General features: G+C 38.1%; 21 protein-coding genes, 1 other RNA gene and 1 riboswitch. Of the genes, 15 read left to right on the forward strand and 7 right to left on the reverse strand.

What is annotated here, in order from left to right:
* The first annotated feature begins 125 nt into the window (after window positions 1-125).
* The 4 genes from LJY09_RS06960 (at window position 126) to LJY09_RS06975 (ending at window position 4,615) form a co-directional block, all read left to right on the forward strand.
* Entirely contained in the window at window positions 126-1,217 is a 1,092-nt protein-coding gene (locus tag LJY09_RS06960) for a hypothetical protein (protein WP_028414070.1), read from the forward strand.
* A 69-nt stretch (window positions 1,218-1,286) separates the two neighbouring features.
* Complete coding sequence (locus LJY09_RS06965) at window positions 1,287-1,949, forward strand: hypothetical protein (protein ID WP_028414069.1); 663 nt, start codon at window positions 1,287-1,289, stop codon at window positions 1,947-1,949.
* Between the two features lie 166 nt (window positions 1,950-2,115).
* Window positions 2,116-2,233: riboswitch (SAM riboswitch) on the forward strand.
* Window positions 2,234-2,304: 71 nt separating this feature from the next.
* Window positions 2,305-3,450 (forward strand): trans-sulfuration enzyme family protein, encoded by a 1,146-nt coding sequence (locus tag LJY09_RS06970; RefSeq protein ID WP_099330770.1) that lies wholly within the window; start codon window positions 2,305-2,307, stop codon window positions 3,448-3,450.
* Window positions 3,434-4,615 (forward strand): trans-sulfuration enzyme family protein, encoded by a 1,182-nt coding sequence (locus LJY09_RS06975; protein ID WP_048018481.1) that lies wholly within the window; start codon window positions 3,434-3,436, stop codon window positions 4,613-4,615. The genes LJY09_RS06970 and LJY09_RS06975 overlap by 17 nt, the downstream gene beginning before the upstream one ends.
* 34 nt (window positions 4,616-4,649) lie before the next feature.
* On the opposite strand, the gene LJY09_RS06980 is transcribed toward LJY09_RS06975, so the two are convergent.
* From LJY09_RS06980 to LJY09_RS06995, 4 genes are all read right to left on the reverse strand, one after another.
* Window positions 4,650-4,916 (reverse strand): hypothetical protein, encoded by a 267-nt coding sequence (locus tag LJY09_RS06980; protein ID WP_028414066.1) that lies wholly within the window; start codon window positions 4,914-4,916, stop codon window positions 4,650-4,652.
* 62 nt (window positions 4,917-4,978) lie between these two features.
* A complete protein-coding gene (locus LJY09_RS06985; RefSeq protein ID WP_099330771.1) occupies window positions 4,979-5,638 on the reverse strand; it encodes an SIMPL domain-containing protein in 660 nt (219 codons plus the stop codon).
* Window positions 5,639-5,738: 100 nt separating this feature from the next.
* A complete protein-coding gene (gene putP / locus LJY09_RS06990) occupies window positions 5,739-7,217 on the reverse strand; it encodes a sodium/proline symporter PutP (protein WP_028414064.1) in 1,479 nt (492 codons plus the stop codon).
* A gap of 292 nt (window positions 7,218-7,509) precedes the next feature.
* On the reverse strand, window positions 7,510-8,055 hold the full coding sequence (locus LJY09_RS06995; protein ID WP_033578433.1) for a YhcN/YlaJ family sporulation lipoprotein: 546 nt from the start codon (window positions 8,053-8,055) through the stop codon (window positions 7,510-7,512).
* 111 nt (window positions 8,056-8,166) lie between these two features.
* Here LJY09_RS06995 and LJY09_RS07000 point away from each other — a divergent pair, with 111 nt between their 5' ends.
* The 3 genes from LJY09_RS07000 to LJY09_RS07010 all read left to right on the forward strand — a co-directional run bounded on the left by LJY09_RS07000 (window position 8,167) and on the right by LJY09_RS07010 (window position 9,110).
* Window positions 8,167-8,334, forward strand: a complete 168-nt coding sequence (locus tag LJY09_RS07000) for a hypothetical protein (RefSeq protein WP_165573336.1) — start codon at window positions 8,167-8,169, stop codon at window positions 8,332-8,334.
* A gap of 279 nt (window positions 8,335-8,613) precedes the next feature.
* On the forward strand, window positions 8,614-8,817 hold the full coding sequence (locus LJY09_RS07005) for a cold-shock protein (protein WP_013056130.1): 204 nt from the start codon (window positions 8,614-8,616) through the stop codon (window positions 8,815-8,817).
* Window positions 8,818-8,921: 104 nt separating this feature from the next.
* Entirely contained in the window at window positions 8,922-9,110 is a 189-nt protein-coding gene (locus LJY09_RS07010; protein ID WP_028414062.1) for a hypothetical protein, read from the forward strand.
* 270 nt (window positions 9,111-9,380) lie between these two features.
* Here LJY09_RS07010 and LJY09_RS07015 read toward each other — a convergent pair whose 3' ends face one another.
* From LJY09_RS07015 to LJY09_RS07025, 3 genes are all read right to left on the reverse strand, one after another.
* A complete protein-coding gene (locus tag LJY09_RS07015) occupies window positions 9,381-9,692 on the reverse strand; it encodes a DUF6509 family protein (protein WP_155010277.1) in 312 nt (103 codons plus the stop codon).
* Between the two features lie 160 nt (window positions 9,693-9,852).
* A complete protein-coding gene (locus LJY09_RS07020; RefSeq protein WP_098113463.1) occupies window positions 9,853-11,364 on the reverse strand; it encodes a sensor domain-containing diguanylate cyclase in 1,512 nt (503 codons plus the stop codon).
* 151 nt (window positions 11,365-11,515) lie between these two features.
* Window positions 11,516-11,767, reverse strand: a complete 252-nt coding sequence (locus LJY09_RS07025; RefSeq protein WP_013056134.1) for a hypothetical protein — start codon at window positions 11,765-11,767, stop codon at window positions 11,516-11,518.
* Window positions 11,768-11,888: 121 nt separating this feature from the next.
* On the opposite strand from LJY09_RS07025, the gene LJY09_RS07030 reads away from it, so the two are divergent.
* The 8 genes from LJY09_RS07030 (at window position 11,889) to LJY09_RS07065 (ending at window position 18,985) form a co-directional block, all read left to right on the forward strand.
* Complete coding sequence (locus tag LJY09_RS07030) at window positions 11,889-14,159, forward strand: DEAD/DEAH box helicase (RefSeq protein WP_099000117.1); 2,271 nt, start codon at window positions 11,889-11,891, stop codon at window positions 14,157-14,159.
* Between the two features lie 4 nt (window positions 14,160-14,163).
* A complete protein-coding gene (locus tag LJY09_RS07035) occupies window positions 14,164-15,414 on the forward strand; it encodes a ribonuclease H-like domain-containing protein (protein ID WP_049163658.1) in 1,251 nt (416 codons plus the stop codon).
* Window positions 15,415-15,760: 346 nt separating this feature from the next.
* A complete protein-coding gene (locus LJY09_RS07040; RefSeq protein WP_016763481.1) occupies window positions 15,761-16,225 on the forward strand; it encodes a spore coat protein in 465 nt (154 codons plus the stop codon).
* A gap of 63 nt (window positions 16,226-16,288) precedes the next feature.
* Complete coding sequence (locus LJY09_RS07045) at window positions 16,289-16,840, forward strand: SLOG family protein (protein WP_028414057.1); 552 nt, start codon at window positions 16,289-16,291, stop codon at window positions 16,838-16,840.
* Between the two features lie 104 nt (window positions 16,841-16,944).
* Window positions 16,945-17,277 (forward strand): cell division regulator GpsB, encoded by a 333-nt coding sequence (gpsB, locus tag LJY09_RS07050; RefSeq protein WP_013056140.1) that lies wholly within the window; start codon window positions 16,945-16,947, stop codon window positions 17,275-17,277.
* A gap of 63 nt (window positions 17,278-17,340) precedes the next feature.
* Window positions 17,341-17,729: RNase P RNA component class B (gene rnpB, locus LJY09_RS07055), an RNA gene on the forward strand.
* A gap of 248 nt (window positions 17,730-17,977) precedes the next feature.
* Window positions 17,978-18,322: a lmo0954 family membrane protein gene (locus tag LJY09_RS07060; protein WP_028414056.1), complete on the forward strand. Its 345-nt coding sequence runs from the start codon at window positions 17,978-17,980 to the stop codon at window positions 18,320-18,322.
* 36 nt (window positions 18,323-18,358) lie between these two features.
* A complete protein-coding gene (locus tag LJY09_RS07065) occupies window positions 18,359-18,985 on the forward strand; it encodes a PspA/IM30 family protein (protein ID WP_098113460.1) in 627 nt (208 codons plus the stop codon).
* Window positions 18,986-19,010: the final 25 nt, after the last annotated feature.

Raw genomic sequence — 19,010 nt, forward strand, 5'->3', positions numbered from 1 at the left:
GGCAATTTATAGGCAACAGTGGATTTTGTTAATAATAGGCAAATGCAGGAAATCAATAGCTGTACATGATACGTATATATACAGTATGAATGACCAATAAGGATAATCAATAAGGAGGAAAAACAATGAGTAACTATTACTACGACCAAAATCAAGATCAAACTCAAAATGCAAATCGTAGTCGCGCTCGCAAAGTTCAACAAGCTGAAAGCACGGGCTACTCTGCCCATTTTAAACCACTAAAAGGGAGAGTAGTGACTGTATATCGCGGGGGGCCTGAATCTAAAACGGGATATTTAATTGACGTTCAATCAGATTATTTAACACTTGCTCTTGAAACAAATCAAAATAACAACCAGCAAAATAATCAGCCGGCTCAGCTTATTCCACAGCAGCAGTATACATTTATTTATTATCAGCTTGCCCATGTTAAAAGCATTACAGAGGATACGAAGTCTAATTCGGCACAAACATTTTCTGGATTTAATAGTGAAGTAGAACTTCACAGAGCTAACACATTTGCAGGTACTCTATTATTAATGAAAGATAAGCAGGTGCAAATAAATCAAGGTGGTCCAGAGAAGAAAGTGGGTAAAATCCTTGACGTATTAGGCTCATTTGAATCTGCGTATGTCGTATTATTAACAGAAGATGACGGCGTCGTTTATATCAATGTAGAGCATATAAAGAGTGTAAGTGAAGTTGTAAGCAAAAATACACCTGTTGTTCCGCAAAATCCATTATTAGTTGAAGAAACACCTGATTATATCAAAGCGAAAAGTTTTAATGAACTGTTTGAAGAGTTTTCACATAGATGGGTAGCTATTAACGGTGGAGGCCCAGAGGCTGTGGAAGGTGTATTAGTTCAAAGCCGCAGTGGAAACTTTACTCTTGTACAAAATAATCAAGTTTTACGTTTACAACCAAGACACGTAAAAACCATTGCCTTAGGATCAAAAGGATCTTTCAAGCAAAATGAAGAAAATTCTGAGCAAAATGGAGATACAAATGAAGAAGATTCTATGCAAGAGTCAACTACAGTAGATAGAACCGGAGGTCGCACGGATGGCCGTACTGGAGACCGTACCGGAAGACGTACCGGAAGACGTACAGGAGGTCGCACAGACGATCGCTCGGGAGGACGCCGTACGGGTTCACGCTCTTCAACACCAGGTGAAAAAGTTATTAAAACGAAAAATTATCGTTGGAAAGCATGACGAACTGGAACGTAAAAGGTGCTTATAAAGCACCTTTTCTATCATATAGGAAAAAGGAGGAGAATGAGAATGAGTATGAATCATTATATTGATAAAATTGTTGAAGTCGATATATCAGGGAAAACAACGTTTATAGGAAAACTTGTTGATCTCGGGTTAGATGTAATGGTTTTATATAATGGACATGATTATTTGTATATTCCTCTTTTACACATACATCGCTTGCGAGAGGTTTCAGAAGAAGATTATACACCTTTACGAACCATAGAAGAGAACTTAATAGAAGAAAGTCAGCGGATTTCTTATCGTAATATTTTACAGCAGGCAAAAGGAAAATTTATTGAAATTTATGTAACAGGAGGAAAATCATTGCATGGCTATATTACAAGCGTGCTGAATGATTATCTTGTGTTTTATTCTCCAGTATATAAAAATGTCTTTGTTTCTTTACATCATTTGAAATGGCTTACCCCTTATAGTAATGAGTTAACCCCTTATTCTTTAAGTGACAAAGAGCTCCCAGTAAGGCCTGCCTCTGCACCTTTTGTCAGAAACTTTGAAGAGCAGCTTAAAAAATATGAAAATCAACTGGTCGTATTAGATTTAGGGGATCAATCAGAAAAAATTGGCGTACTTAAAGAAGTTTCTAATAATATTGTTGAACTAATTACGGCAAATGGAGAAAGTATGTACTGGAAGTTAGCTCACGTAAAATCTGTGCACTTGCCTTAGAAAAAGAGACCTTGGTGTCGTCTCTTTTTTTATGTGCTTATCAGGACAAGTATATTGAATAAACAAATGAGATGATTTAAATTTTTTAGAAAATTATGTTGACAATAAAGAAAATCTTTATTAAAGTTAGTAACAACAAACGTTAACCACCAACAATTATATAGAACTCTTATCAAGAGTGGCGGAGGGACTGGCCCTGCGATGCCCGGCAACCATCAAATGAAACATTCATTTGAACGGTGCTAATTCCTGTGGAACATCAGTATTGTTCTAACAGATGAGAGAAATCGTGTATAAACGAACACTCTTCCATCTGTGAAGAGTGTTTTTTATTTTGAGTTAAGGAGAGAAATAGATGAAAATTGAAACTTTATTAGTTCGTTCAGGAGTAGGTCGTGACCCTTCAACAGGTTCTATTACAACACCCATTTACCAAGCATCAACATTTGCTCATCCTGCTTTAGGGCAAAGTACGGGATTTGACTATGCACGTACGGCAAACCCTACTCGTACAGCATTGGAAGAAGCAATTGCTGCTTTAGAAAAAGGCGAAGTAGGAGTAGCATTCGCTTCAGGAATGGCGGGTGTAATGGCAGTTTTAGCACTATTTAAAAACGGAGATCATTTAATTGTATCAGAGGATTTATACGGAGGAACGTACCGAGTACTAAATGAAATCTTTTCAGAGCAAGGAATTACTGTTTCGTACGTCAACACAGCCCATCTCGAGCAAGTAAAAGATGCGCTTCGTCCCAACACGAAAGCTCTATTTATTGAAACACCTACAAATCCAATGATGCACGTGACTGATTTGCCAGAAGCAATTGCGTTAGCTAAACAGCATGATTTGCTTACTATCGTTGACAATACATTCATGTCCCCTTACTATCAGCGTCCTTTAGAGCTCGGAGCAGATATTGTGATACATAGTGCAAGCAAATACATTGGGGGTCATAATGATGTAGTTGCTGGTCTTGTAGTCGCTCGATGTAGTAGCTTAGGAGAGAAAATTCGTTTTTATCAAAATGCAGCTGGGGCAATCTTAGGTCCACAGGATAGCTGGCTGTTATTGCGCGGTATTAAGACGCTAGCGCTTCGTATGGAAAAACATAACGAAAACGCACTGAAAATTGCAAATTGGCTTACTGCTCATGATCTCGTGGAAAAAGTGTATTACCCTGGTCTTGAAACACATCCGGGCTATGAAATCATGAAGAAACAAGCAACTGGATTTGGAGGCATGATTTCTTTTGCTGTCTCACACCCTAACATCGTGTCAGTACTTTTAGAAAATGTTAAAGTTATTACATTTGCAGAAAGCTTAGGAGGCGTGGAAAGTTTAATGACATTCCCAGCTCGTCAAACACACGCTGATATTCCGGAGGAAATTCGAAATCGTGTCGGAGTAACAAACTGTTTACTTCGATTATCAGTTGGAATTGAGCACGCAGATGATTTAATTAAAGATTTGAAGGAGGCATTTGATGCATACCAACAATAATAAACATAGATTTGGTACGAACTTAATTCATGCAAATACAGGAATTGACGGTCATTTTGGAGCGGTTAACGTACCTATTTATCAGGTATCTACATTTAATCAAGAAGATGAGACGAACAACGGCCGCTATGACTATTCTCGTTCAGGAAACCCAACGCGTGAGGCTTTAGAAAACACTATTGCTCAGCTAGAAAATGGATACGCTGGTTTTGCTTTTTCATCAGGTATGGCTGCTATTTCATCGGTGTTATCTATTTTTGAATCAGGAGATGAAATTTTAGTTTCACACGATACGTACGGCGGGACATATCGTGTATTAACACGACTATTTTCAAAGTTTGGTATCAAAACAACTTTTGTTGATACAACGAAGGTTGAGAAAGTAGAAGAAGCTATCACAAAAGATACGAAGGCTATTTATATCGAAAGCCCTTCAAATCCATTTTTACAGGTAACGGATATTAAAGCAGTAGCAAGTTTGGCGAAGGAGCACAATCTCCTTACAATTGTGGATAACACGTTTTTAACACCTTATCTACAGCAGCCGATTGACCTTGGTGTAAATATTGTCATTCATAGTGCTACAAAATATATCAGCGGCCACAGTGACGTCATTGGCGGTTTAGTTGTAGTAAGCGATGAAAAGCTAGCGGAAGAAGTAAAGTTTGTACAAAATGCTTTTGGTGCTATCTTGGGGCCACAGGATTGTTTTTTACTGCTTCGAGGCATTAAGACATTAAAAGTTCGTTTAGATCAGCAGTTAAAAACAGCGCTGCAGTTTGCAAAGTGGCTTGAAGAACAATCTCTAGTGAGCCGTGTATACTACCCAGGCTTAAAAAGTCATCCGGACCACAAACTCATTTCAGAACAAGCAAATGGATACGGAGCTATGATTTCTTTCCAAGTGCAGGATGAAGAAGTAGCACGACATATTTTACAAGGAGTCAAATTAGCTTCAATTGGAGTTAGTCTAGGTGCAGTTGAATCCATTCTCACGCATCCTGCAACAATGTCTCATGCAAGTATCCCAAAAGAAGTACGTGAAGAAAAAGGAATTACTGATTCACTTCTTCGCCTTTCAGTAGGGCTAGAGGAATTCGAGGATTTGAAGCAAGACTTTAACGCTGTTTTTCAAAGCTTAGAAGAAAAAGCGTTAATTAAATAAAAAAAGGACTTCCATTAAGGAAGTCCTTTTTTTGTTATATACAGCTATCTAAAAGGTTTGTGTATAGGGACGTAAGCGCAACTTTTTCATCAGAGGAAAGACTGCTGTTTAGAATTCTTTTTATGCCAAGATGATATTTTACATACGGTGTTTGCCGAACGCGTGGATGAGTCATTTCATCTTTTAAATCTTTCAGAATGGCTTCGTGAAGCTGATCTTCACTTGTCAGGGCTTGTTTAGAAGCGAAAGAACGGTTCAACCATAGGGTCTGATAAGCTGCTAGTAAATGTTCAGAAGTCATTGTGCAAAGAGCTCCTTTAGATTAGTTTCTTCATTATAATAATCTATAGTTTATCATAAGTATTAATACGTGTACGTAACTTTTACAGAAGCGGATACAGTCAAGGACTGAGCTTGGATAGGGGGAGAGGCTGCTAATAACTTAGGCGAGGAGCCAGATGACTGATAGACGGGGCCTTCTTCGATTAAAATGGGGATTTGGTTAATAGGGAGCTGCAGCGTGTTGGCAATGGTAAAGGCCTTTTCTTTAGCGTTAAGCAAAGCTTTACTTATCGCTTCTTGTTCATATTTATCATCATTTGTAACGTGAAATTGAAGATCTTGCGCTACGTTGGCTCCGCTTGAAAACGTAGCGTTATAAACATCGCCAGCTTGTTTTACATCTTGTACTCTTACTCTAAACAAATGCTGTACTTCGTATCCTGTAAGAGTCGATTTTCCATCGCTGTAATCATATTTAGGATTTATAGTGAATGAAGCTGTTTCAATTTGCTGGTCATTGATTCCAAGTTTTTGTATCTCTTGCAGCAGAGTATTTGAAACAGCTGAATTTTCTTTTAAGGCTTCTTGAACGTCTCGGTTTTCCGTGCGCGTTCCAATCGTCATGGAAATTTCATTTGGAATGGCTGAAGCACTTCCTTCACCAGTTACTTTAATTTCTCTATTTTGTGTATCTGCGCGCAGTGGCTGTGTAGGTTCATAAGGGAAATAAGAATGTTGCATGTAAAAACCCTCCTTAATCCGTCTTTAGTACATATATATGACTGCAGGGCTTGCATTAAAAGCAAAAAGTACACAAGTCGTAACTTGTGTACTTTTTTTACTATTTTGTATGCTGTTCTAATACGCTTTCCATGTTTCTAAATTGATCTTCTACAGCTTCTGAAGGCTTTTTTGTTAACAGACTTACTACAATAACAGCCAGCAAGCTTAAGAAAAATCCAGGAATCATTTCGTAAAGGGCATCTTTCAATGGAGTATTTACCCAAATTAATACTGTAGCTGCACCTACAATCATTCCTGCAAGGGCTCCCCATCTAGTCATACGCTTCCAGTAAAGACTTAGTAAAATGGCCGGGCCAAATGCAGAACCAAATCCAGCCCATGCGTATCCGACAAGTCCTAAAATCGTATCACTAGGCTTTAAAGAAAGCAAAATACCAATAATTGCAACACCTAAAACCGCAGCTCTTCCGACTGTTACAAGCTCTTTGTCAGAGGCTTTACGTCGGAAAAATGTTTTATAAAAATCTTCTGTAACAGAGCTTGCCGTTACAAGCAGCTGAGAAGAAATAGTACTCATAATCGCTGCCAATAAAGCTGCATATAAAAATCCAGTAATTAATGGATTAAATAAAACATCAGCAAATTTAATAAAGATTGTTTCAGGATCCCCAAGTTTCATCCCAGTTTGATCCACATAAGCAATTCCAACAAGACCCGTTAACATAGCGCCAATGATTGATAGGATCATCCAGCTCATACCGATACGACGGGCAGGCTTTAATTCTTTAATAGAAGAGATTGCCATAAAGCGAACGATAATATGAGGTTGACCAAAATAGCCAAGTCCCCAGGCTAAAAAAGAAATAATCCCTACTACGGTTGTACCTTTAAATAAATCAAGGTAAGTTGGATCGATATTTTTTACAATATCCATTGTTGTTCCAACGCCGCCTAAGTCAGTAAAGGCTACAATAGGCACTAAAACAAGGGCAATGAACATAATAACGCCTTGCACAAAATCTGTTAAACTAACGGCTAAGAAACCGCCGAACAGAGTATAGGCAATAACGACAGCAGCCGTTACAAATAGTCCTATTTGGTAATTTAAACCAAATGCCGATTCGAACAATCTTCCGCCTGATACCATACCAGCTGAAGTGTAAAGAGTGAAGAAAATAAAGATAACAATCGCTGATACTGTTCGAAGAACCTTGGCATGGTCCCCAAAGCGATTTTCAAAAAAGTCCGGAATTGTAATGGAGTCATTCGCTACTTCCGTATAAGTGCGAAGACGCGGAGCGAGGATTAAATAATTTAAATAAGCACCAATAGATAAACCTACTGCAAGCCATAAACTTGAAAGACCTGTCACGTACATGGATCCAGGAAGGCCCATTAACATCCATCCGCTCATATCTGAAGCACCTGCTGAAAGCGCAGTAACAGCCGGACCTAGTCCGCGTCCGCCTAGCATGTAACCCGATACGTCTTGAGTTGTTTTTGTGTAGGCATACCATCCTATTCCGAGCATTCCTACAAAATAAATGCCCAGTGAAATATAAACACCAATATCCACCAAATCTCCCCTTTATGCATTTTTTATGCATGAAACGAGCACTGCTCGCCATGCAAACATCTTATGGTTTCTAAAACTAACAAACTTTTCCCTTACTATCAACCCACAAAACCGTAAAATACATGAGGCGAAAATCCCCTATCCCTCTATAATAAAGAAATGAAAACGTTTTCAAAATAAAATAAAATAAAAATATTCAGAAACTTATAAGTGCATTTTTTATGCAATATTTTATGCAATGGGTAAAATAAAAAGAGCATTTTATAAAATGCTCTTTTGACATTCATGTATATTAGCGTGAATTTGGAAACACGCGGCGAACAACTTCTGAAAACTCGTCAAACAGTCCAGAGACTGGTTTACCCGTTTGAAGCTTGTCTACATATCCATTCATACGGTTTACAAAGTCGGGGTTTGTTGATACAAACACTCGATGAACACTGCCGTCGGCTTTTCGTACTTCGTGTGCGATTTTATGCTCCATATCTTTTGTGAGATTGCCTTCTTTGTTATCGTCTAATACAGCTGCTACATAAGCTGTATGGTCGGTTACGATTACGTTAGCATCTTTTACATTTTTTAACGCTACGATACGATCAGCTGCCACATCGGCTACTCTCATTCCGCCGGACTGATTGTACTGTTCTTTCTCATTACGCTGTACGTCTTGCGTATTATTTACGTCATTCATTTTCGTTTTATTGTTTCCATTTTCATATGTGACGTTGCGGACTGTATTATCGTCAATGACGCCATCTTTACCTTGATCTGCTGTGCTGCAGCCGAATAAAGAAAGGGTCGTCATGCAGCCTACAACAAACAAAAACGATTTCTTCATGATAGTATCACTCCTTATAAGTTTTAACCTTTCTTATAATTTGTTAAAAACGTGTGAAGCATACATGAAAAATATAAAAAAGCCTATACTATCGAAAAAGGAGGAATATGTATGAGTGAAATCCGACAAAGCATATTTGTGCTTCATACAAAAGAAGAAAACCATGAAGAAACAACAACGTTTGCGTTAACTTCAGAAGAAGCTAAGCTATTATTTGAAACTCTGCAAAATAAACGAAAAGAAATTATCGACGCCCATATTGATAACATGTTGACGTAAGGAAGGTAAATATCTTGTAAAACAGATGAGCCATATGTTAAAGGTGGCCAAATATTTGCATTCTACATATAGGTATAGTATAATGTAAACGCAACCAAATATAATTAATACTATGTTTTGACCATATACTCGAATTAGATTTAGTGAAAATTCACTTGTTATAAAAGAGATCTACTTCGCGTAGGTCTCTTTTATAATATGTGAATTTTTTATTTACGGTATAAATGTAAATATAGAGTAACATATTAAAATTTTTACATTTTTTGGAGGTTTTTTTACATGGCTACTACAGGTACAGTAAAATGGTTTAACAGTGAAAAAGGCTTCGGTTTTATCGAAGTACCAGGCGAAAATGATGTATTTGTTCATTTTTCAGCTATCCAATCTGAAGGCTTCAAAACATTAGAAGAAGGCCAAAAAGTTGAATTTGAAATCGTTGAAGGCCAACGTGGACCTCAAGCGGAGAATGTTGTAAAATTATAATTCAACGCTACATATGAAAGCTGCCGATCGGCAGCTTTTTTTGTGCGAATTTGTTTTATTTGTATGATTAAGAAAATAGATTAAAGTAGGGGAGAAGGGAAGGCGTGAGTTCATTTCATTGCTGTGCCACATGTCAACATTTTCAAAGCATTAAATTGGATAAGGGAATGAAGTATCAATGCAAGAGACTAGGCTATGAAACTCGTCCTGCTTATCAGTTTACATGCTGGGAACCAAAAGAAGTAGTTAAAAAGCTAATGGAAAAACGAAATCAAAAAGATATTGATACATAACGAAATCGATCCCATCTAAAGACGAACAAATGGAATGGATTCTCTAGTATGAATTGCTTGTTACATAGCTGTTGGTTTCCGTGCAAGACTGCGCTTTCCGCGGGCGGGCGCTGAGCCTTGCCCTCCAATCAACAGCTATAAGCACCTACATACATGAAACCTACGTTCACCATCACTACGAAAAAATCCGAACGAGTTGGATTCTCCATCAGGAATCTCAATTCATCGTTCGGATTTTTACTAAACTACTTTTGTTCCAGCCGCTTTTAATTATTCCTCTTTATCTGTCCCTTCCTCTGAAGGTAAATGCTTCCCGCAAAACTCTTTGACAGCTGCTTCTTCCTCTTCTTCTAGGTCGAAGTCTAATACTTTATTTGTTGAAACTTCGTAGAAATGAGTCTGGGCAATAGAAGTGTTATCTTCGCCTTTAATATATACTACGCGTAGTGCTAGGTCGCTGCCGGTATATAATTCATCCTCTTGTTCTACCTCAATGTATAAATGAAATTCATAGCGTTCACCTAGAAGGAGACCAAATGGATCCTGCAATTGTTCAGCTGTATATTCTTTAATTGTAAACATATGTACGTCCTTTCCATATATCAGTAAAATACTTGCATCATCTATTATAGTTTTTCTTTGCAAAGAAAGAAAGTGCATGCGTAATTCATGCACGGATTTATTCCTTGGTCATTCTATTTAGCGAATCTACTTGATGCGATGGCGCAAGGACTTCGATGATTTACTTAAAGATGGAAGAAACGCGCGTATGTTTTTGCTTATACATGGCAGCATCTGCTTTTTGAATTAATGTATCTAGGTTGGTGTCGTCTGAAGGCGCACATATAATAAACCCGTAACTCGCAGACAGTGCATATGGCTTCTTACATTCTTTCTTTTTATCTTCTAGCTGATTATTAATATTTTGCCATAGCTCGTGTACGTATTCTTCCGTTTGTTCAGGAGCAATTAATAAAAACTCATCACCTCCGTAGCGAAAGAGCGTATCATCCTTGCTAATATAACCACTAATTGATTCTGCTATTGTTTTAATAAGCCAGTCGCCTTCTCTATGACCGTATTGATCATTTACTAGTTTTAAGGAATTAATATCGATAAAACATAATACAAAAGATGTATCATTGGTTTTAGCTCTCAGCAGTTCCAGCTGCAGTTTTTCCATTCCGCTTCTTCGATTTAAAATTCCGGTTAGCATATCAGTTGAAGCGTGCAAGCTCAATTCATGCTCAACCGCTTTTAAATCGGTTATATCGGTAATACCTGCGAGTATGCAGCTTTCGCTTCTATACTCTAGTAATTCATAATTGATCATAACCCACTTAGAATCTCCATGTTCACGTGCTTCTAGGATGTAGTTTTTTACATGCTTTTTTTGTTGAAGACGTTTTAAAATCTCCTCTCGATCTTCATCAGTAGGGTAGATTATAAATCCGTCTAGTTGATCAAGATCTTGAGAAGCAAGATTGTAAAAATGAATAGCTTTATTGTTAATGAGCAGCACTTTGTGGTCGGATAATCTCGTTAATAGTAAAGGATAGGGATTAATTTTGAACAGCGTAAAAAAATTATGTTCGCTTTCTTTTAGCTTTAAATGATTCATATATTCTTTGTGACGGTATGTATAGAGAATATATGAGATAAGCAAAGCGATAGCAACTGCTGCAGTTGTATTGATCTGCTTTGAAATAAGAGAAAAAGAATCCGGTACATATCGTGATAAGCCATATAGTAAAAAAAGATGGTTAGGAATAAAAATAATGCACAGATGTTTTAATTTCATAGGACATAAAACAGCTGTGGAAATCAAAAGCATCATATAGACGTCTACGCGACCTGTGAAAAGCTGGCTGTTAATAGTAGAAAGTGCTGCAGCAAATACGTAATAAAATATATAGCCATATACCATGGTGCTTAAGTAGTTAGCAAATCGCTCTTTTCTTTTACTAAAATAATAGAAGAATAAATAAAGAGAAGAGAGAGCGAAACTAGTGAAATGAATACCAATTAGTGTATGTCTAAACTGAGATGTCCCCGCATGTTGAAGTAAAGAAAACCCTATATAAATATAAAGAGGGTAGGAAATGACAAGAGCAAGTGAAACTAGCTTGACTCTTTGTTGAAGCATTTCTGTATTCGTTTTATCGAACATTTTATCTTCATTAACTTCTCTTCCTGAAGGGAAACGAAATTTCTTCAGAAAGGAGAAAGGTAAAAGCGAAAGAAGAAATGACATGACCATCATCTCCATATCTTTTTTTAGGTATTTTAGCATGTTTGTATAAGAAAAGACATGAATTTTTTAGATGAAAATGTCTGCTTTTCCATCAAGAAAAAGCACTAAGAGTTATAGGAGTAAAGGTGAGACCAAAGGGCCCCACCTTTTTTTATTGAAGTTTATTTGATTCAGCATGCCGTACAAACATGGTTTCATCTTCTACTAAGCCGCAAGCTCCGCACTGAATGCGTTTTTGGGGTCCGTTATAAGCAGCGTGAAAGGCATCGAGCGTATCGTTTGTGTATTCTTCTACGACGTCTCCGCTTCTTGGGTCCATTTTTACAGGTTTTGCATTTTGTTCAATGATATTAAAGCGCGTTCGATTTGTTTTGCAGCTGGGGCAAAGATAAGGGCTTCCCATTTTTAACATCTCCTTGAAAAATTTACTGTATTAATACCATGTCCGAATCCACCAAAAACATACAAAAACTTATGGTTTTCTATCGAACGTTCATTCGTTAAAATAGAAGCAGGTGATGAAAATGAGAATACGAAAAAACTTACAAGAAGTAATAGATATCTTGCAAACGAATCCATCGTATCAGCAAAATATTGTTCATTGGCATACAATCGAAGAGAAAGAAGCTAAAACTGCGCCATTTCCAGCTTCTTTGCATACGAAACTGCGGGAAGCACTTGAAAAACGAGGAATTGGTTCGCTTTATACGCATCAAAAAACAGCGTTTGATTTGGCGACAGCTAAGAAGAATGTTGTGGCCGTTACGCCAACAGCCTCGGGGAAAACACTGTGCTACAACTTGCCGGTACTGCAAAGTATTATGGAGAACGATCAAGCTAGAGCTCTTTATTTGTTCCCAACAAAAGCGCTTGCCCAAGATCAAAAAAGTGAATTAAATGAAATCATTGAAGAAATGGAAGTGCCAATCAATAGCTACACGTATGATGGAGATACTCCGGCAAATATCCGCCAAAAGGTGAGAAAAGCAGGGCATATCGTTATTACGAATCCGGATATGCTTCATTCAGCTATTTTACCTCATCATACAAAATGGGTATCACTGTTTGAGAATCTGAAATACATTGTGATTGATGAACTTCATACGTACCGCGGTGTTTTTGGAAGCCACGTAGCCAACGTTATCCGCCGGTTAAAGCGAATTTGCCGCTACTATGGAAGCGATCCTATCTTTATTTGTACATCAGCGACCATCGCTAATCCAAAAGAACTCGCTGAACATTTAACGGGAGCTCATGTTATGTTAGTAGATAACAACGGAGCGCCTAGCGGCCGCAAACATTTTATTTTTTATAACCCGCCTATTGTGAATAAACCTTTAAACATTAGAAGAAGTGCTACGCTTGAAGTGCGAAATATTGCAGGAGAGTTTTTGAAAAATAAAATTCAAACGATTGTATTTGCACGAAGCCGAGTACGAGTGGAAATTATTTTAACGTATCTGCAGGAGCTCGTAAAAAACCAGCTTCAACATAAGTCTATTCAAGGGTATCGAGGAGGATATTTGCCGAAGCAGCGACGCGAAATAGAAAGAGGACTTCGAGAGGGAAGTATTTACGGGGTAGTCAGTACGAATGCTTTAGAGCTAGGAGTGGATATCGGACAGCTGCAGGTGTGTGTAATGACAGGTTATCCAGGCACGGTTGCAAGCGCTTGGCAGCAAGCAGGACGAGCAGGAAGACGTCATGGAGAAGCCGTCATTGTGATGGTCGCAAGTTCAAGTCCGCTTGATCAGTATATGATTCAGCATCCGGATTACTTTTTTAGCAGAAATCCAGAAACAGCTCGAATTAATCCTGATAATCTTGTTATTTTAGTCGATCATTTAAAATGTGCGTCCTATGAGCTGCCGTTTAAGCAGGGAGAAACATTTGATGGGGTAAAAATTGAAGACGTGCTGGAGTTTTTGCAAGAAGAACGAGTGATTCATTTTAGCGGAGATAAATGGTACTGGATGAATGATTCCTTCCCAGCTCATAATATCAGTCTGCGCTCTGCATCCCAAGAAAATGTTGTCATCATTGATCAATCAGACGTTGCAAATGTGAAAGTAATTGGAGAAATGGATCGCTTTAGTGCTATGACGCTTCTTCATGATGAGGCGATTTACTTGCATCAAGGCATTCAGTATCAAGTAGAATACTTGGACTGGGATGAGAAAAAAGCGTATGTTCGTGAAGTCGATGTAGATTATTTTACCGATGCAAACTTGGCGGTTAACTTGAAGGTTCTAGAAGCTGATAAAGAACGACTGGAAGGGACATATTCAATCAGTTATGGCGATGTAATGGTCAGCGCCATGGCGACGATATTTAAAAAAATAAAGTTTGAGACGCATGAAAACATAGGGTCAGGGCCCATTTCACTTCCGGAAGAAGAGCTTCATACAAATGCCGTGTGGCTAAGCTTTGAAAAAGAACAGTTTCACGAATCTGAAGAACGATTGGAACAAGCTCTTATTTCCGTGGCAAATGCCATTCAGTCAATTGCACCGCTTATGGTGATGTGCGATCCTTCTGATTTACATGTAGTGCCTCAGATAAAAGCGGTGCACAATGAACAGCCCACTATCTTCTTATATGACCGATACCCGGGAGGCATTGGCCTAAGCGATAAAGTATACGAACAAATGAATGGTGTGCTAAGTCAAACTAATCAATTAATTGTAAATTGTTCTTGCGAAAGCGGCTGTCCTTCCTGTATTGGTATGGAAGCACAGGGAGAACACGCGAAAAGCGATGCGCTCGTACTGCTACAACAACTGCAAAGTAGGTGAACTCGTGTCTTTTAAAAATAAATTAAACCGTATGAAAAAGCATCTTCATGTTACAGAAGCGAAGCCTCCGGTTGAAAGTAACCCCCAGCGATCTAAGGGCGCGTCTATTCCCTATGAGCAGGAATGGAAGGGAAATCATGCTGCGCCTTACTTTGCCGAAGACAGCTACTGTATGATCAGAGAAGTGGTTTACCCGCTCGACTACAAGCATGGACATTATGAATTTAATGAGCTGAAAAAAGTAGTGGAAGTATGGAATCAGTCTACAGTTGCTCATCCGCTTTCATCAAAAGGCCACACATATTCAGATTTGTTTTTCTTTGATACGGAAACGACGGGGCTTAGTACAGGTACGGGAACGACTATCTTTTTGCTAGGATACGCAAGGGTGTTAAAAGATTCCGTCGTTTTTCGTCAGCATATATTAACCGAGCCAAGTGGAGAAGTAGCATTTTATGAAAGTTTTTTAAAAGAAGTAGACTACACGACGCTTGTGACTTATAATGGTAAATCTTTCGATTGGCCTCACGTCAAGACTCGCCATACGCTATTGAGAGATCATTTGCCCAAGCTGCCTAAGTTCGGTCACTTTGATTTACTGCATGCGTCAAGAAGGCTGTGGAAACATAAAATGGGTTCGGTTAAGCTTGCAAATGTCGAAAAAGAAATACTTGGAATTGAACGAGTTGATGATATTCCCGGTTTCTTAGCTCCCATGATTTATTTTGATTTTATTGAAACGAAAAATCCAAGAGGCTTATTCGACATTATGAAACATAATGAACATGATATTTTATCGCTTATTACCTTATACATTCATTTATCAAAACATCTCCTTACTAGTGAGGAGTTTACAGAAAAAGAAACATATGAAGTGGCAAGGTGGTATGAGCAGTTGGGGGAGAACAAGCACGCTTTCTCCCTTTATCAAGGCGTAGCGGAAAAAGAAAAAGAAGAGCATGAAAAAGCTCAGCTAGCGATGGCTTATCATTATAAAAAAGAGAAGAGTTGGAAAGAGGCAGTGGACATGTTTGAACCCTTGGTTCAAACATGTGAAGGTGACGTCGCTATAGAAGCACTGGTTGAGTTAGCTAAAATTTATGAGCATCGTCTCAAAGATGTTCATCAAGCACTTCTATATACTGAGCTAGCCTCGGAGAAGTGGAATCAACTCAGGGGAATGACGAAAAAAACGTCGAAGGAAGCGCTTGAAAAAAGACTTCTTAGATTAAAAAATAAATCAGCTAAAGGATAGGCTTCAGCTGATTTATTTTAAAATATTCAGAATTATTATTCTTTTGTTTTTGTAGACGTTTTATATTGTTCTATTTTTCAGTCATTGATAAAATTAGTCAATGTAAGACTGATTCTTACAGCTTAAAAACAGAACTTTGGTGAGATGGAGAGAGGCCTCATGAAAAATGTGATTTTAGTATCATTTTTCGCATTAATTTGTTTAACAGTAATTGTCTTAAGCAGTTTGAAAAATTCGTATAACTCCTTTATGTAGGTCAAAAATAGGTGTTTGTCTTAGTACATGTACATTACCCTTCACATATTGTAATAGTGTAATAACTAAACAGTGAAAGGGGAAAAAGGATATGTATCCAAGACCAACAAAATGTATGCCACCAATTGTGCATCCAACAAAATGCTGCACACAGTTTACTTCTCAGGAGGTAGTTGTACCTCACATTCATCCAAGTCATAATACATTGGTGAATCATACAAATGTGAAGCACGTGCATTACTTCCCGCAAACACAATCTGTTGTAAATGAAACTTCAAATCAACAGTTTTTTGGCGGTGCGCAGCAATATCCAACTCAAGTAGGTGGAGCAGGCTATCCAGGTCAAATGGGAGGCTACCCAGGTCAAGTAGCAGGTGCTGGTTATCCAGGCCAAGGAGGCTACCCAGGTCAAGTAGGTGGAGCTGGTTTTCCAGGCCAAGGAGGTTACCCAGGTCAAGTAGCAGGCGCTAGTTATCCTGGACACAAAGGTTGCGGCCAAGGAAGCTGTCATACAAAAGGCGCGCATCAAGGACCTAATTCAGGGTATTTTAGATAATGTACGTTAATAGGAGCTGATTACATCAGTTCCTATTCTATTTTGTTACAAAGGAGTTATATAATGAAGGTGCTAACGGTTACTGGTTATAAGCCATTCGAACTTGGAATTTTTAATGAAAAACATCAAGGCATTACATACATAAAAAAAGCGCTCTATAAAAAATTACAGGAATTAGTAGAAGATGGATTAGAATGGGTATTGATTAGTGGCCAGCTAGGAGTAGAGATTTGGGCAGCAGAAGTGGTATTTGATCTGCAGCTCGATTATCCCGAGCTTCAGTTAGCTGTTTTAACACCATTTTTGGAGCAGGAAGAAAAATGGAATGACGTCAATAAAGAATTGTATGAATTCGTCTTAAGTCAAGCAGATTATGTAGATAGCATCACAAAAAAGAAATATGAAAGTCCAGCACAGTTTCGGTTGAAAAATCAATTTTTAGTAGAAAAAAGTGAAGGTATTTGTTTAGTTTACGACGAAGAGCACGAAGGAAGTCCTAAATATATGTTAGAAACGGCTAAAAAGCGTGCTGAACGAGAAGAATACCCTATTATAATGGTGACGTCTCACGACTTACAAGATATCGTGGATGAAGAAAAATTTTCGTCTTTTTAACGCCACTTGACGAAACATTTTAAAAGATAAATTGACATTTGAAGCTATTTTTGAAAAAATGAATTATAATAAAGATAAGGTTTATTGTATTCGAGGTGATAGAGATGTTAGCTGATAAAATTCGTTTAACGGCCAAAGAAATTTTAGAAAAAGAATTTAAAACAGGCATGAGAGGCTATAATCAAGAGGAAGTAGATAAGTATCTAGATTCTGTTATTAAAGATTATGAAGCATTTCATGAAGAAATTGAAGCATTACAAACTGAAAATTTACGCTTAAAAAAGCAAGTAGAAGAGTTATCTAAAAAGCCGCAACAACCTTCGTTTACCCCGCCGCCGGCTCAACAGCAGCAGCAAGCGGGTACGACAAACTTTGATATTTTAAAACGTTTGTCAAACTTAGAAAAACATGTGTTTGGAAGTAAATTATACGAATAACCTAAAAATAGGAGTTGCATTCAACTCCTATTTTTATTATACTAAGGAAAGTCGTTATCAATAACGTTCGGGTAATTGCTGCATCACATATGAGGATGTAGAGGAAAGTCCATGCTCGCACAGACTGCGATGTCTGTAGTGTTCGTGCCTAGCGAAGTCATAAGCTAGGGTAGCTGTTAAAAGCTAACGGCGGGGAAAAAGCCTAAGTCTTTTTAAGATATGGCTTGACTACTCTGAAAGTGCCACAGTGACGAAGTCTTATCAGAAATGATAAGAGTGGAACGAGGTAAACCCCTCGAGCGAGAAACCCAAATAATGGTAGGGGAACTTTCTGGAAGGAACTGAACGGAAGGAAGGACAAAATGGTTACATTTTGTAGATAGATAATTGCCACCGGAGTACGAGGTAGCTAGCCGCTTGCAGTACAATGGTACAAAACATGGCTTACAGAACGTTATTGAAAAGCAATCGACAATAGTTGTTATACACTATATTTTAATCCAACCCAGCTCTTCATATAACGGAAGAGCTTTTTTTATGTCAAAATGACAGCTTATCATAAGCTGTCATTTTTTTTGTACAATCAGGCTGAGCTTGTTGTCAGCCTCAGGTCTTAGGAGAAAATAAAGCTCTAGCTCGTTTTGAAAAAACGTTATCATCCTTAAACTAAGTATATAGAGAAGCGAAAGGAGGAAACAAAATGAAAAAAGTTGGTTTGTTTTTGATTGGAGCGGTAGCTGCTATCGTTCTTCTTGCAAATGCTGGCCCCATGGTAGGACTTGCGCTTGGCTTGGTTATTTTGTACGTAGCATTTAAAGGGTTTGTTAAAGCAGAGACCCCCTTTAAAAAATGGTTCTGGGGGTTTATTGGTGTCGTCGTACTCTTAACAACCGTTTCAAACCTTCCGGCTCTTGCTGGTATCATCGCAGCAGTAGTACTTTACATTGTATATAAAAAGTGGAACAGCAGCAGGCCTATAAAAATGGAAAAAGAAGATCCGTTTAAGCACTTTGAACGTCAGTGGGCTGACTTAAATCAAAAATAATAAAATTTCACTTTATTATCTAAGGAGATGAACAAAATGAGAAACTTATTTACTCGAATGAAAGAAACGATTTCTGCAGACCTTCATCAATTACTTGATCACAAAGAACAAAAAAATCCAATTGCTGCGTTAAATCACTATTTGCGCCAATGCGAGCAGGAGACTGAAAAGGTAAGGCAGCTTGTTGAGCGGCAGCACACGTTAAAAGAGCAGTTTAATCGCGAATACCATCTGGCACTTGACATGATGAAAAAACGTCATGAGCAAGCACAAGTGGCGCAAGCAGCTGAAGAAGTAGAATTACATGAATTTATTGTAAAAGAGCATGCTCACTACGAAGAGAGAGCAAAGCGTGTAAAAGAATCTTATGAAGATGCATCCAAGCAGTTAGAAGAGCTTGAACAAAAGTATGAAGAAATGAAGCATAAGGTAAAAGATATGCATATTCGCCGTATGGAACTAATGGGGCGCGAAAATATTGCCCGTGCGCACCATCGTATGAATTCAGTAATGAAAACGGAAGCATCTTATGCGTCCTACAGTCAGTTTGACGAAATGGAAACCTATATTGACCAGCTTGAAAATCAAATTAATACAAATTACTACAGACAAACGGTAGACAGCAAGATTGCTGAATTAGAAAAAAGAGTAAAATCATCGTAAAAAATCAGTGTTTCTGCATAAAACA

Origin of the sequence: Priestia sp. J2, assembly GCF_020790095.1 — a bacterium.
In the GTDB taxonomy this organism is placed as follows: domain Bacteria; phylum Bacillota; class Bacilli; order Bacillales; family Bacillaceae_H; genus Priestia; species Priestia zanthoxyli.

Excerpts from the sequence above, each read along its gene's own strand:
- LJY09_RS06960 (WP_028414070.1), top strand. The coding sequence starts at position 126 with ATGAGTAACTATTACTACGACCAAAATCAAGATCAAACTCAAAATGCA.
- LJY09_RS06965 (WP_028414069.1), top strand. The coding sequence starts at position 1,287 with ATGAGTATGAATCATTATATTGATAAAATTGTTGAAGTCGATATATCA.
- LJY09_RS06970 (WP_099330770.1), top strand. The coding sequence starts at position 2,305 with ATGAAAATTGAAACTTTATTAGTTCGTTCAGGAGTAGGTCGTGACCCT.
- LJY09_RS06975 (WP_048018481.1), top strand. The coding sequence starts at position 3,434 with ATGCATACCAACAATAATAAACATAGATTTGGTACGAACTTAATTCAT.
- LJY09_RS06980 (WP_028414066.1), bottom strand. The coding sequence starts at position 4,916 with ATGACTTCTGAACATTTACTAGCAGCTTATCAGACCCTATGGTTGAAC.
- LJY09_RS06985 (WP_099330771.1), bottom strand. The coding sequence starts at position 5,638 with ATGCAACATTCTTATTTCCCTTATGAACCTACACAGCCACTGCGCGCA.
- LJY09_RS06995 (WP_033578433.1), bottom strand. The coding sequence starts at position 8,055 with ATGAAGAAATCGTTTTTGTTTGTTGTAGGCTGCATGACGACCCTTTCT.
- LJY09_RS07000 (WP_165573336.1), top strand. The coding sequence starts at position 8,167 with ATGAGTGAAATCCGACAAAGCATATTTGTGCTTCATACAAAAGAAGAA.
- LJY09_RS07005 (WP_013056130.1), top strand. The coding sequence starts at position 8,614 with ATGGCTACTACAGGTACAGTAAAATGGTTTAACAGTGAAAAAGGCTTC.
- LJY09_RS07015 (WP_155010277.1), bottom strand. The coding sequence starts at position 9,692 with ATGTTTACAATTAAAGAATATACAGCTGAACAATTGCAGGATCCATTT.
- LJY09_RS07020 (WP_098113463.1), bottom strand. The coding sequence starts at position 11,364 with ATGTCATTTCTTCTTTCGCTTTTACCTTTCTCCTTTCTGAAGAAATTT.
- LJY09_RS07025 (WP_013056134.1), bottom strand. The coding sequence starts at position 11,767 with ATGGGAAGCCCTTATCTTTGCCCCAGCTGCAAAACAAATCGAACGCGC.
- LJY09_RS07030 (WP_099000117.1), top strand. The coding sequence starts at position 11,889 with ATGAGAATACGAAAAAACTTACAAGAAGTAATAGATATCTTGCAAACG.
- LJY09_RS07040 (WP_016763481.1), top strand. The coding sequence starts at position 15,761 with ATGTATCCAAGACCAACAAAATGTATGCCACCAATTGTGCATCCAACA.
- LJY09_RS07045 (WP_028414057.1), top strand. The coding sequence starts at position 16,289 with ATGAAGGTGCTAACGGTTACTGGTTATAAGCCATTCGAACTTGGAATT.
- gpsB (WP_013056140.1), top strand. The coding sequence starts at position 16,945 with ATGTTAGCTGATAAAATTCGTTTAACGGCCAAAGAAATTTTAGAAAAA.
- LJY09_RS07060 (WP_028414056.1), top strand. The coding sequence starts at position 17,978 with ATGAAAAAAGTTGGTTTGTTTTTGATTGGAGCGGTAGCTGCTATCGTT.
- LJY09_RS07065 (WP_098113460.1), top strand. The coding sequence starts at position 18,359 with ATGAGAAACTTATTTACTCGAATGAAAGAAACGATTTCTGCAGACCTT.